Genomic DNA, 12,637 nt, shown 5'->3' with positions numbered 1-12,637 from the left:
CGGGAGCGCCGGCAGGGCACCGGCGCCCCTGCTCACGCCAGCCGGAAGACCGGGCCCCGCTCGTCGTCGTGGTCGTGCGCCACCGCGGCGCCGATGCGCAGGCCGTCGCTGTCGACGGCGTCCGCAATCCGGGCCAGCAACCGGTTACCGTCCGGCGTCTCGATGATCGCCAGCGCGTAGGGCGCCTCATCCGCGAACTCCGGCGTCGGAACATAGATAACCGTGTAGCTCACGATGCGGCCCGTCGTACCCGCCGCCGTCCCTGCCTGCACCATTACTCCGGCCTCCCCAGAATGGTCACCACGCAGGTCGCGCCCGAACCGCCGACGTTGTGCGTCAGCGCCAGCTCAGCGCCATCCACCTGCCGATCTCCGGCCTCGCCACGAAGCTGGAACGTCGCCTCGGCGATCTGGCTCACACCGGTCGCGCCGACCGGGTGCCCCTTGGCCTTCAGCCCGCCGCTTGGGTTGACGGGGATGCGCCCGTCGCGCGCGGTCGCGCCCGCTTTGGCCGCGTCGCCACCCTCGCCCGGCTTGAAGAAGCCCAGATCCTCGGTGGCGATGATCTCGGCGATGGTAAAGCAGTCGTGAACCTCGGCGAGGCTGATGTCCTCCGGGGAGACGCCGGCCATCCGATAGGCCCGTTCGGCCGCCTTGCGTGCGGCCGGGAGCGTGGTGAGGTCGGCGTGATGGTGCAGCGCGAGCGAGTCCGACGCCTGGCCGAACCCGAGCACGCGCACGCCCGGGCGGCGGAACTGCCCGGCCACGTCTGCAGCAGCCAGCACGAGCGCGGCGGCGCCGTCGGAGATCGGCGAGCAGTCGTAGAGCGTCAGCGGGTCCGCGACCATCGCTGAGCGGGCGATGTCCTCCGGGCCGATCTCCTTGTGGAACTGCGCGTAGGGGTTCCCCATGGCGTTGCGGTGGTTCTTGATCGCCACCGCGTCCAGAATGTCGCGGGTCTTGCCGTAGCGGTCGAAGTAGGCGCGGGCCATGAGCGCGTAGGCACCGGGGAAGGTAAGCCCGACCTTGCTCTCCTGCTCCCAGTCGGCCGCCTCGGCCAGGATCGAGGTCACTTCGGAGGTCGGGGTCGCCGTCATCTTCTCAGCGCCGACCACCAGGACCACGTCTGCCGCCCCGGCGGCGATCGCGAAGATGGCGTTGAGGAACGCGGTCGAGCCCGAGGCGCAGGCGTTCTCCGTGCGCGTGCTCGGGACGTTCTGCAGCCCCAGCTCGCTGGCGATCAAGGGCGCGGCGTGCTCCTGGCGGATGAAGGTTCCCGGCGAGAAGGTCCCCAGGAAGAACGCTTCGATCTGCTCCGGGGACGCACCTGCGTCCGCCATCGCTTCGCGGCCTGCCTGAGCGGCCAGCTCGCGGTAGCTCAACTCCGACTTTCCGAACTTCGTCTCGGCCGCGCCGACAATCACGACCTCACGCATGGCATACCCCCCTCTGCGCATTCGCGCGCCGGTCCAGCGCCGAAGCTAGAACCAAGTATCGCACATTGGACAGAGGGAGGTGGGCGTGGCGGCCGGTAGGACGAGCCGCACCGGGATGGGGCGCTGCCGTCAACCCGGCGGGTCGTGCCCGACGCGCCCGTCGATCGACTCTCGGATCAGGTCGGCATGGCCGTTGTGCCGCGCGTACTCCTCGATCAGGTTGAGCAGGATGAAGCGCAGGCTCGGATGCTCACCATGCTCGTTGGTGACCCCGATCCCCGGCCGCTCCAGACCCCCTTCGGCCAACGCCGCCGCGAATAACTCCCGGGAACGGGCCACGGCGTCCCGCCAGAGGGCATAGAGCTCTTCGGGGGAATCCTCAGCGGCGCTGCGCCAGTCCCAGTCGTGCTCGGCCTTCCAGTCCACCTTATCCCACGGCGGGCTCGGCGGCCGCCCATAGAGCCACACGGAAGACATGCCGTCTTCGAAGCGCGCCATGTGCTTCAGCATCCCGCCCAGGGTCATCGGAGACGGGCCGAGCGTCGCCCGCAGTCCTGCCGCGTCCAGTCCTTCGACCTTCCAGGCGAAGGTCGCCCGCTGGCGCTCCAGGTAGCCCAGGAGCATGGCGGCCTCGTCGCCCGCGACCGGAGGTTTTGGACTGCGTTGCTCTTTCGTTTCGGCCACTGGCGTACCACCTTTCTGCTTGTCTGCTTGCGTGGTGCCGGAAGCGCGTCCCGGCCTCAGCGGGGAGCCCCGTCGTGCTGTGTCTCGTGTTCCCAGAGCAGGGGGTCGATTTCGGGCAGGTCCGGCACCCCGAGGCGCTGGAGGATATGCAGCGCTTCGCCGCGGTGCTCCACATTGTGGTAGGGAACGTGGAGGATCGTGCCGCCGAGCGTCGTGGACAGCCCGAAGTGATCGCGGTAGGTGTCGTCCAGGCGCCCCTCGTCGCGTGCCTGGCGGGCGACGGCTGCGAACGCCGCGTGGGCTCGCTCGTGGCGCGCGATGAGCCCGTCCAGGGAGCGGTCACTCCGGTCCATGTTGGGGCGCTGCCCGGCCATCATGGCACCCCAGGCCTCGATGTTGAAGATCATGTGCTCGAGCGTGTTCCGGAGTGTTCGGTGCCCGATATCGAACTCCTGGTCGAGTTGCGCGTCCGTCAGGCCGCGGCACGTCTCCAGGACCTGTGTCGTCGCCCAGTGGTCGTGCTCCAACAGCCGGTCGATCAGATCCATCGCGTGTCCTCCTTCTTGCGTGTTTGCCTGCACGCCAGAGGGCAGGCGGCCGTTGGAGCACCATCACGGCACTCATCCGGGGGCCAGCAACGCGGATCACCGGACGGCGCGCTCACGCGAGCCGCGCCTTCAGGAAGGCCAGCGTGCGCTCCCAGACCAGGGCGGCCGCGTCGGCGTCGTACGCATCCGGCCGGTCGGGCTCGGCGAACCAGTGGCCTGTTCCGGGGTAGACGTGGAAGGTCACCTCACGGCCCGCGGAACGGATCGCCCCCTCGAGCGCTTGAACGGCCTCCGGTGGCTCGAAGTCGTCCCGCTCCGCGAAGTGCCCGAGGTAGGCAGCGCGGGCCTGACGGAAATCGGCCTCGCCGGTGCTGTAGACCGTCACGACGGCGCTGACGGCGTCGGGCCGGGCCTGCGAAAGGCGCAGCGCCCAGAAGCCGCCCGATGAGAAGCCGATGACACCCATCTGATCACCGGTCGTCGCCGGCAACTGCTGCAGGCCCTCCGCCGCGGCGAGCACGACCGCATCCGTCTCCTCGAGCGCATCAAAGAGCGCCCCCGCCAGCGCCTCCGCCTCGCCAATGGACGCGGTCGTCGCGCCATCGGGATACAGGCTCGGCGCCAGCGCAACGAAGCCGTTCGCAGCCAGCCGATCGCAGGCATCGGCGAAACTCGGTGTCAGGCCCCACCAGGCATGCAGCACCAGCACACCGGGGCCCGTGCCGGAGGGCGGCACCGCGAGATACGTACGATTGCCCCCTGGCCCGTTGTTTAGCCACTCGCCCATATCCGCCTCCGTACGTACATCGAACAGGTGTTCTCCCAGCATAGCGGAGGCGGTGGAATTTGGCAAGGGGGTCAGACGTGGCGATCGTGGGTCAGCGTTACCTGACCCGACGATCGCTGCAACCCCGTGCGCAACCGGGCAATCCGCGTTATGCTGGCGCCACCGGACAAACCGCGGTTCCGCAGCCATGCGTGAGGAGGAGGAATCCCCGTGCGCATCGACGCTCATGCCCACGCGCAGCCCCCGGAATACCTCGACGCGCTGCTCGCCTCCGGTCGCTACGAGTCGGTCCGCGACGCGGAGGGACGCATCGTGGTCCGCGAGCGCGGGTCCCGCTTTCTGACCATCACCCCGCAGATGCACCACCCGGAGCAACGGGTGGCGGAGATGGACGAGGCTGGGATCGACATGCAGATCCTGTCGGTCACGACGCCGCAGGTCTACTTCCTGCAGGGCCAGGCGGCGGTCGATCTGGCACGGCGCTGCAACGACTATCTCGCCGACATCGTGCGGAGCTACCCGACGCGTTTCCGGGCGCTCGCCAGTGTGCCGCTGACCGCCGACCCCGACGCAGCAGTCCGCGAGTTCGTCCGCTGCCTCGACGATCTGGGCATGGTGGGGGCAATCATCGGCTCGAACATCGACGGCCGCCCGATCGACGACCCCGCCTTCGACGCCTTCTACGCCGAGGCCGACCGCCGGGCCACGACGCTCTTCATCCACCCGATGGTTCCGGCCGGGATCGAGGTCATGAACCCGTACGCGCTGGCCCCGCTGGTCGGGTTCATGTTCGACACCACCCTGGCGGTCTCGCGCCTCATCTTCTCGGGGTTCTTCGAGCGCTACCCGCGCGTCAAGGTGCTCGTCGGGCACCTCGGGGCGGCGGTGCCCTACCTCGCAGGGCGACTCGACATCGGCTGGCGCTCCTACTCGGACTGCCAGGGGATCCCCCACCCGCCGACCGAATACATCCGCCGCCTCTACCTCGACACCGTCTCGTTCCATGCGCCGGCGCTGCGCTGTGCGCTGGAGACGGTAGGCCCGGACCGAATCGTTTTCGGCTCCGACTACCCGCACGTCATCGGCGATGTCGGCGGAGCAATTGCCAGCATCCAGCAGGCACTGCCGGCCACAACGCACGACGGGGTGCTCGGGCACACCGCGGCCGAGCTGTTCGGCGTCTCGGCCTAGCCCGCCCCACGCCGCCACTGGGGGCGTTACCCGTCGGTCGATCCGTCAGGCGCCGTTGCTCGCAGCCGGGCGATGTGCTCACGGACGGCGGCGTTGACGCGTCCGAAGAAGTCCGCGAGGAGCGAGAGTTCCTCCTCGCTGTAGCGTGCATACAGTTCGGTCAGGTCCCGCTCAAGAGGAGCGTAGAGCGGGTCCATGTCGCGTGCCAGCCGCTCGCCGATCGGGACGACGAGCACGCTGCGCCGGTCGCGTGGGTTCGGCTCGCGCCGGACGTAGCCGGCTCGCTCCAGCCGGTCGATCAGGCGGGTGAGCGCCCCGGTCGTCAGGCCGCTGAGTTCTGCCAGCTCGCCGGCCGTGCGCGCTCCGCCACGGCTGAGGATGTCCAGCACTTCAACATCCCGCGCATGCAGCCCCAGCCGGTCGGCGACCACCTGGCTGAGAAGCACCGCCTGCGTGCCGATCGTGCCCAACTCCCGGTCGAGCACATTGGCCAGCCGAGCACGCTCGTCGCCACCACTTGACATCACCGCACTCTCCTGCTAATCTCTGCACAGTGCAGATACTTTCTTGCGCAGCCATATGTCCGAGCAGTACGATACCAGACCGCCCGGCGGGTGATACCAGATGCAGAGAGACGCGTGCGCCGATGTCATCCCGAGCGGAGCCGGGCCCGTCCGAAGCAAAGGATGCCACGAGAACGAGGGATCACCCGCAGGTGGTGTAAGAGGAGAAGCGGTGATGGGAAGCAAGCTCAAACCCCGTGTCGGGGCCGTGGAGACGCCACCCACACGGGTGCTCACCGGCGACCAGGCGCGGCGCTCCTTGCGGGGATCGACGTGGTACCTGCTGGCGTGCGTTGTCGTCGGCCCACCCCTGTTCGTGCTCACCGTGCTGATCGAGGGTGCCACCCGCACGGGCTACAGTCCGTGGCGCCACGCCATCAGCCAGCTCAGCCTGGGCTCCCAGGGTTGGTTGAATATCACCGCGTTGATTGCCTTCGGACTCCTCACGCTCGGCTTCGCCCGCGGACTGGGGCGGGTGCTCCACGCCGGACCGGGCTCGCGCTGGCTACCGCGGCTCATCGCCGTCTTCGGGCTGAGCCTCATCCTCGCGGGCATCGTGGTGACCGATCCCGGCCTCGGCTACCCGCCAGGGAGCGAGCCGACCTACACCCTGCAGGGTCTGGTCCACTCGGTCGCCGGGCTCGTCCTCTTCGGCTCGTTGAGCGCAGCCTGCCTCGTTCTGGGACGGAGCGTCGCTGGTGATCCCCGCTGGGCGGGCTGGGCACGCTACTCGCTGGTCACCGCGATCGTGGTGGCGGTGTTCTTCATCGCCACCGGCGTAACAACCGCCCTGGACCAGAACGAAATCCTCTCCCCGGCGCCGAGCGGCCTGCTCCAGCGCGTATCCCTCTTCAGTGGCCTTGCCTGGATTCTGCTGCTCGCCGTACGGCTCATGCGAGGGAAAGGCTGGCTGCAATGAACGGACAACGTCAGGCACGGTGGATCGTGAGCGGGATCGTGGAAGCGCCGGTGGAGGCCGTCGCGGACGTCCTCTGCGCAATCCAGGCAGGCCCGGCCAGCGACCACAACGGGATCGTGCTCGCCACCGAGGGCCTGGCCGCGTACGGGGAGATCGTCATCTCCGGCGGGCCTCGGCACTTCACCGCAACAGTCGGCAAGCCGCCGGTGACGAGCGTGGAGGTGGACGTCGACCGGCAACATCGGCGCGTCGCCGTCCAGGGCCATTTCTGGTACCGGGGCATCTACACGGTCGAGCCGCATGAGCGGGGCAGCCAGATCGTGTACCGCGTCGAGAACATCGCGCGTGGCCCGGTGGGCCGGCTCGTCCCACTGTGGCAGTGGCGGTTCGACCGAGACATGCGGGAGCGCCTCGCCCGGCTGCTCCAGGCGATGGGCGCTGTCCTCGGCTCCGCCGCGTATCCCACGGCCTCGTAAGCCGACCGCGGCCTACTCCGGCGCGGCGACGAGTGCGAGCAGAGCCGAGAGCGACACGTCGAGCCGCCGCCAGGAATCGCCCCGGTCCGCGCTGTGGTAGATCTGCCCGTCCTGCATCCCGGCATAGACCTCGCCGGGGCGGTCAAGTGGGGCGAGCAGAGCATAGGGCATGACCGAGAGCGGGTTCGGCAGCCCGCCGTCGAGCGCCTCCCAGGGTCCGTCACCGCGCCGCCGGTAGATGAACGCCTCCGCGTTCCCGCGCCGGTCGTGGGCGTGGCGGGCGCTGAAGGTCGCCGAGACGTACCAGAGGTCGGGATCGGCCGGGTCGACCGCCAGCCCCCAAACGTAGTGGCGGTCCATCCCCTCGTCCACCGGACGCCAGGTCACACCCGCGTCATCGCTGTAGGCCACGCCGCCGCCGGCCGCCTCGTAGACCCGCTCCGGCGCCGTCGGGTGCGTCAGGATGGCGTGCGCGTCGTGGTAGGAGCCGGGCTTGCGGTCCTCCCAGGTCCGGCCACCGTCGGTGGTGCGCATCACACCGCCCAGCTCGATCCCGGCGAAGAGCAGGTCTGGGTCAGACCAGGACGGCGCGATCCAGCGCACGTGCGAGGTCCAGGGACGAGGCGGGAAGGACCAGGTCGGCGCGCTGGGGAGATCCCGGAGCGCGGGCATCTCCTGCCAGGTCTCGCCGTCATCCTCGCTGCGGAAGAGCGCGCTCGGCTCGGTCCCGGCGAGGACGACGGAGAGGCCGTCGTGCCGGTCGGACGGGCTGATGGCCACGGAGAGCACGCGCGGGTGGGGTAGCGCCGCGGCCGGCTCCCAGTGCTCGCCCCCGTCGCGGGTGCGGAAAAGCCCCTGGTCGAAGGTCCCGACGTAGAGGCGGCGCGGATCATGGGGGTCCATCGCGAGGCACATGGCACCGACCCCGGACAGGACGGTCCTCGCCTCCCAGCGGTCACCGTCACTCGATGTCAGGCGGATCACGTCGTCGCCGGTCGTGGCAAAGAGAGTAGGCATCACCGACACTCCTCTGCTCGGCCGCGAACCGCGGCCCGGTTGTGGGTACGCTTCCCGGCAGTCTGGGCTGGAGCGGGGGCTATGTCAAGGCGGGAGGCGGGCAGCCGACTGGGTAGTGCCAAGGTTCTCACGTCGTGGCACGTGCCCGCGGCTCAAGCCGCCGGGCTAGGAAGCGAAGCCCACTGAAGGGGGTGGGGACGCGGCGTCCGGTGGGAGGCCGGATCGGATACGCCCACATGTCGGCATCACAGCCCTTCAGTGGGCTTTCCACTATTCAGCCCGGCAGCTTGAGCCCCGGACACCTACCGGACGGCGGGCACTCAACGCCAGGGTGACACTTCTGTTCCACCCCAGCCCGCTTCAGCGGGCTTTCGTTGTCAGCCCGGGGGTTCACCCCCGGGCACGGGCCACGCTCGGGTCCCTATTCGTTGACCTCCATGCCTCCTGGGAGCTGCCTCACCATGCGAGCTCGCGCCGTTCCCTACCCCGCCGTCAATCCAGAGGGAACGGGGCGGATCTCGCCGCCGTAGCGGGACATGAGGTACTGGCCGCTGGTGGGGGCTACCTCGCGGATCAGGTCCGCGGTCTCCGGGTGACAGGTGAAGAGGAGCACCTGGTGCTGCTTGGCGACGGCCGCCAGCGCCTCGGCCACAACGCGGGCACGCTCGGGGTCGAAGTTGACCAGGATGTCGTCCATCACCAGCGGCAGGGCGACCGCTCGCCGGGCGAACTCCGCCGCGAGCCCGAGGCGGATACAGAGATACAGTTGTTCGGCCGTGCCCCGGCTCAGGGTGTCGAGCGCGCGGGCGCGCCCGTCCCGGTCGAGGACGACGAGGTGGCGGTCACGCTGGAGGAGTCCCGTGTACTGCCCGCCGGTGATGTCGTGGAACAGCCGTGACGCGTAGGCCAGCACTGCGGGCTGCCGCTCGCGCTCGTAGCGCGCCAGCGTCTCCTCGATCAACCCCACAGCCAGCCCCGCGACGCGCCAGGCGCGCACGGCCTCGGCATACTCCTGGAGCAACCCGGCATGCTCCAGCTCGAGGTCGGCGATCTCGGTCGATTTCTCGAGCTGCCGCCGGGCCAACTCTGCCTCGCGGCGAGCGGCGATGGCCCGATCGCGCGCCTCGGTGGCCGCCAGCATGGCCCGACCGGCGTCCTCGGCCGCGCGCTGCCAGCGGTCGACCGCACCGGTTGCCAGCTCCTCGCGCATCAGCGCGGCCGCGGGGCCGTCGCCGATCTGCTCGGCGATCCGCTGGTCGCACTCCCGGACCACCGCGGCCAGCTCCTCGCGGCGGCGGGCGATGTCGAGCCGGCGGTAGAAATCGGCCTCGTTCGTGGCGCCCACCTCAGCCAGGAGAGCGGCCCACCGGTCGCGCAGGCCGTCGCGGTCGCGCTGGGCGGCTACCAGACGGGATCGCAGGCGCCCCAGGGTCTCTTCGACCGCCGCGCGCTCGCGTCGAATCTCCCGGTCGCGCTCGACGCGCTCCCGCAGCTTCTCGATCGCGGTAGCCAGCTCGAGCCCCCGAGCATCGGCCGGCAGACCAACGGCACCCAGCGCCTCCCCCGCGCGGCGCTCAAAGGCGACGACGAACTGGGTGATCTGCCGGGCCTCCCGCTCGGCCGCTTCCACCTCACGCAGCGCCTCGCGGCCCTGCCCGATCGACTCGAAGAAGTCGAGCACCCCGCGCGGCGTCAGTTCGGCCGGCACACCCTCTCGCCGCTTCCAGTCGTCCCACGCACCCTGGGCGCGGTCACGCTCGGCGGTGGCGTCGCGGACGGCCGCGTCGGCCTGCTCACTCGCCGTTTCCGCATCGCGCAGCCGCGTCTCGGCAGCCTCGATGTCCAGGTGCCTGCGCAGTCGTTCATCCTGCGCCGCGCGCATCCGTGCGACCCGCTCAGCCGCGGCCTCCACCGCCGCCTCATCAGGCGGGGTCGACAGCTCGAGCACCTTCGCGTCGGCCTCGATCGCCGCATCGATCGCACGCAGCCGGGCCTGATAGGCGTCGAGATCTCCCTGGATACGCTGCTGCTGCTCGCTGAAAGTCTCCTTGACCGCGCCGTCGAGCGTGACCCCCTCCGACGCACGCCGCCCGGCGACAAGGGCGGCAACGGCCGCCAGCACCGCGGCCAGGGCGAGGAGCGGTGAGACATCGCTATCGCTCACCAGCGCGGCCAGCCCACCAAGCGCCAGGGCCAGGCCCCAGAGCCCGAGCCGGACCCAGTTCGGCGAGATCGCGCTCGAAGTCGGCTCGGCGCGCTCGCGCAGCGACTCGATCTGCTGCAGCGTTTCGGTCGCCGCCTGGATACGTGCCTGCACACTCGCCCGCTCGGCGACGGCGGTCCGCACGCGGCGGACGGCCGCATCGAGCCGGTCTACCTCGTCCGCGTCGGGTGCGGGCGGGGCGGTCTCCAGCTCCCGGCGCAGCGCGTCCAGCGCTGCCGCGGCCTGCTCGCGCTGTTCGGCGGCGTGCCGGGCCACGGCCTGGGCGCGCATCACCGCCGCCTCGGCCTGCTCCAGCGCCTCGGCGAAGGAGCGGACCTCCTCTCGCTTGGACAGCGAGCGGTCGAACCCGGCCAGGCGCGCGCGGTCCCAGCCGGAACCGAGGTCGCGCAGGTGGTCATTCAGCGCCTGCTGTGCTCGGCGGAGCCGTGCCGTCACCTCCGGGACCGCGACAAGGCGGTCGCGATAGAGCGGCAGCGTCTCGTAGAGCTGAACGACCTCCTCGCTGACCGCCGCAAGCGCGTCGTCGGGCGTGAGCATCTGCCGGCGCGCCTCGGCTGCGTCCACCTCGGCTGCGATCTCCGCCACCTGCCGTTCCGCGGCGTCGATCGCCGCACGCAGCTCGCTGAGCCGGGCCTCGGCCCGCTCGGGTATGGTCCCGACCGGCTCCAGTCGCTCCAGCTCTCCGGCGGCGTCCCGGCGTCGATACCAGATCGGCCAGAGTTCTTCGAGCTTGCGATAGCGAGCCTGCGCAGCACGGTGCTCTTCGATCTCGCGGCCGAGCCGCTCGACCTCGGCCGCGCACGCCGCCTCATAGCGCAGCGCCTCAGCGTACCCGGCCGCGACGTGGCGGGCCTCCCGCAGCCGCCGCTCCACCTCCTCCAGCCGGGCCCGCAGCTCGTTGATGCGGCCATCTCCGTGCGGCGCAAGCAGCGCCTCCTGCCGGGAACGGAGCCGGGCGACGGCCGCGCGCGTGGAGCGCCCGGCGCCGGTGATCCCCGCCGAGAAGATCCGGTCGTGCATCCCCTCGGCATCGAGCGTGGCGAAGTCCTGCAACTCGGCGAGGCTGAAGGCAAAGACCGTCTGAAACAGCCGGTGGTCGGCACCGCCGAGCAGCCGGGCCAGGTCCGTTTCGTCGCCGTGGCCCCCGCCGGGCAGCGTCACCAGCGCCCCCGGCCCCAGATCCGCGCTGCGCTCGACCACGTACTCCCCGTCCGGCCCGATGAGCACCAGGCGCCCGCCGTGGCGCCCACCGCGAAGGGGCGGATAGGCGCGCTCGCGGACGGCGTCGCTGGGGAAGCCAAAGAGCATCTGCCGGATGAACGCCAGCAGCGTCGTCTTGCCCGCCTCGTTCGGACCGAGGAAGACGGTCAGTCCCGGGGGCACGTCCCGGACCTGGATATCGTGGAAGACGCCGAACCCGTCGATGTGCCAGCCCGCGATCCTCATGGCCTGTCCCGCTCCTCCAGCAGATCGACGGCCAGCGCCGCAGCGTCGCCGAGGAGGTCGGCTACGTCAGCCGCATCCGGGATCCCGGAGGAATGGTCGAGCGCCCCATCCGGTGGCACGGTTAGGCGGTCCGCAAACACCTCACGCAACCGCGCGGGGTCGGCAGCCAGCTCCTCCGCCAGCCGCAGCACCTCGGCGGCAAAGTCGCTCCGCCCGCGCGCCGCCGCCACCGCACCCGCCGGGCGGGTCACGTCGCGCAGCGTCGCCCACCACACGAACGGCGACCCGTCCCACCTCTGAGCGCGCAGATCCCGGAGGAGCGCGGCCGCCCCGCCATCGGCCAGGAGCGACCTACGGGCAGCGCCATCCCCGTGAAGCGCGACGTGGAGGATCAGCCCCGACACGGGGTGCTGCGCACGGAGCGCGGCGGCGCGCAGCAGCAAGTCCTCCCGCAGCGCCGCAAGATCCGGCACGCCGGCAATGTCGAGCGTGAGGGAGAGAATCCGCACCGGCGCCAGCGACACGAACTCGGGCGGACCGACCACGTCGTCCTCGACCGGGACGACCATGGCACCCTTGGGCCCCAGCTCCTCCGGCTGGGGTCCACGGCCCTGCATCGTGCCGGGGTAGACTCGCCACGGGGATCCGTCGCCCAGGATCTGGGCGGCGTGCTCGCCACCGAGCGCCCAGTAGTCCATGCCCGCCGTGGGCGGCTCATCTGGCGCGCCGAGGACGTGGAGCAACCCCACATGGATGCCGGGCGCATCGACCCGGTCAAATCCCTGGGTTCCCTGCCACGACGACCCGCTGGCGCCGTAGATGGTGGCGAGCCGCTGGCCGTCCCGGACGACGGGCACCGGCGCGGTCGCCCCAGGCGCGAACCAGGTCACGTTCGGCGGCCACTCGCGGATCGCGGCCCAATCACCGGGCTGCTCACGCTCGCTCGCGACCAGGAAGACGTGAATGCCCCGGTTAGCCAGCCGCTCCAGACCGTGGCGGAAGCGCACCTGTGCCCGCAGGCCCAGCTCCGGCCCGTCGTAGATCCCGCCCGCGAGCAGGACAAAGGCGGCGCCCCGCTCGATCGCCAGGCCCACCAGGTTGTCGAACGCAATGAGGGACGCATCCCGCAGCAGCGGCCGGATCTCCGGCGGCACCATCCCAAGGCCGGTAAACGGCGTATCGAGGTGCAGATCCGCGGCGTGGACAAAGCAGAAGCGCATCACGCCCCCTGCAAATCGACGAGCCGGCAACGCCCACAGCTACCCGAGCGGGTCGGTCGGCGCCGAGACGGGTCACGTCCGGTCCGGCGGCCATTACCGCTGCGCATGGCTCCGGGATGAGGGTTAT

At 70.6% G+C, this 12,637-nt stretch carries 12 protein-coding genes; 3 read left to right on the top strand and 9 right to left on the bottom strand.

The window, feature by feature from the left end:
* Positions 1-32: 32 nt before the first annotated feature.
* The 5 genes from STHE_RS00555 to STHE_RS00535 form a co-directional block, all read right to left on the bottom strand.
* On the bottom strand, positions 33-275 hold the full coding sequence (locus tag STHE_RS00555; RefSeq protein WP_012870601.1) for a Zn-ribbon domain-containing OB-fold protein: 243 nt from the start codon (positions 273-275) through the stop codon (positions 33-35).
* Entirely contained in the window at positions 275-1,435 is a 1,161-nt protein-coding gene (locus tag STHE_RS00550; RefSeq protein ID WP_012870600.1) for a thiolase domain-containing protein, read from the bottom strand. The genes STHE_RS00555 and STHE_RS00550 overlap by 1 nt, the downstream gene beginning before the upstream one ends.
* Before the next feature lie 129 nt (positions 1,436-1,564).
* On the bottom strand, positions 1,565-2,119 hold the full coding sequence (locus STHE_RS00545) for a DinB family protein (protein ID WP_012870599.1): 555 nt from the start codon (positions 2,117-2,119) through the stop codon (positions 1,565-1,567).
* A gap of 56 nt (positions 2,120-2,175) precedes the next feature.
* Positions 2,176-2,667, bottom strand: a complete 492-nt coding sequence (locus tag STHE_RS00540) for a DinB family protein (protein ID WP_012870598.1) — start codon at positions 2,665-2,667, stop codon at positions 2,176-2,178.
* 112 nt (positions 2,668-2,779) lie between these two features.
* Positions 2,780-3,454, bottom strand: a complete 675-nt coding sequence (locus STHE_RS00535) for a dienelactone hydrolase family protein (protein ID WP_012870597.1) — start codon at positions 3,452-3,454, stop codon at positions 2,780-2,782.
* Between the two features lie 210 nt (positions 3,455-3,664).
* Between STHE_RS00535 and STHE_RS00530 the strand changes: the two genes are divergently transcribed.
* Complete coding sequence (locus STHE_RS00530) at positions 3,665-4,645, top strand: amidohydrolase family protein (protein ID WP_012870596.1); 981 nt, start codon at positions 3,665-3,667, stop codon at positions 4,643-4,645.
* Positions 4,646-4,671: 26 nt separating this feature from the next.
* Here the strand turns inward: STHE_RS00530 and STHE_RS00525 are convergent, their stop codons facing one another.
* A complete protein-coding gene (locus STHE_RS00525; RefSeq protein ID WP_012870595.1) occupies positions 4,672-5,169 on the bottom strand; it encodes a MarR family winged helix-turn-helix transcriptional regulator in 498 nt (165 codons plus the stop codon).
* A gap of 214 nt (positions 5,170-5,383) precedes the next feature.
* Between STHE_RS00525 and STHE_RS00520 the strand changes: the two genes are divergently transcribed.
* Both STHE_RS00520 and STHE_RS00515 read left to right on the top strand, forming a co-directional pair.
* Positions 5,384-6,127, top strand: coding sequence for a DUF998 domain-containing protein (locus STHE_RS00520; RefSeq protein WP_012870594.1), 744 nt, complete (start codon positions 5,384-5,386; stop codon positions 6,125-6,127).
* Positions 6,124-6,603, top strand: a complete 480-nt coding sequence (locus STHE_RS00515; RefSeq protein WP_012870593.1) for an SRPBCC family protein — start codon at positions 6,124-6,126, stop codon at positions 6,601-6,603. The genes STHE_RS00520 and STHE_RS00515 overlap by 4 nt, the downstream gene beginning before the upstream one ends.
* Before the next feature lie 12 nt (positions 6,604-6,615).
* On the opposite strand, the gene STHE_RS00510 is transcribed toward STHE_RS00515, so the two are convergent.
* The 3 genes from STHE_RS00510 to STHE_RS00500 form a co-directional block, all read right to left on the bottom strand.
* A complete protein-coding gene (locus tag STHE_RS00510; RefSeq protein WP_012870592.1) occupies positions 6,616-7,620 on the bottom strand; it encodes a WD40/YVTN/BNR-like repeat-containing protein in 1,005 nt (334 codons plus the stop codon).
* A gap of 481 nt (positions 7,621-8,101) precedes the next feature.
* Positions 8,102-11,290, bottom strand: coding sequence for an AAA family ATPase (locus tag STHE_RS00505; protein WP_012870591.1), 3,189 nt, complete (start codon positions 11,288-11,290; stop codon positions 8,102-8,104).
* Positions 11,287-12,510 (bottom strand): metallophosphoesterase family protein, encoded by a 1,224-nt coding sequence (locus tag STHE_RS00500; RefSeq protein WP_012870590.1) that lies wholly within the window; start codon positions 12,508-12,510, stop codon positions 11,287-11,289. Before STHE_RS00500 ends, STHE_RS00505 begins: the two co-directional genes overlap by 4 nt.
* Between the last annotated feature and the right edge of the window lie 127 nt (positions 12,511-12,637).

It is taken from the genome of Sphaerobacter thermophilus DSM 20745, from assembly GCF_000024985.1.
GTDB classification, from domain to species: domain Bacteria; phylum Chloroflexota; class Chloroflexia; order Thermomicrobiales; family Thermomicrobiaceae; genus Sphaerobacter; species Sphaerobacter thermophilus.
The sequence above is the reverse complement of the archived record's forward strand: the minus strand, read 5'-3'. Positions and strand labels throughout refer to the sequence as shown.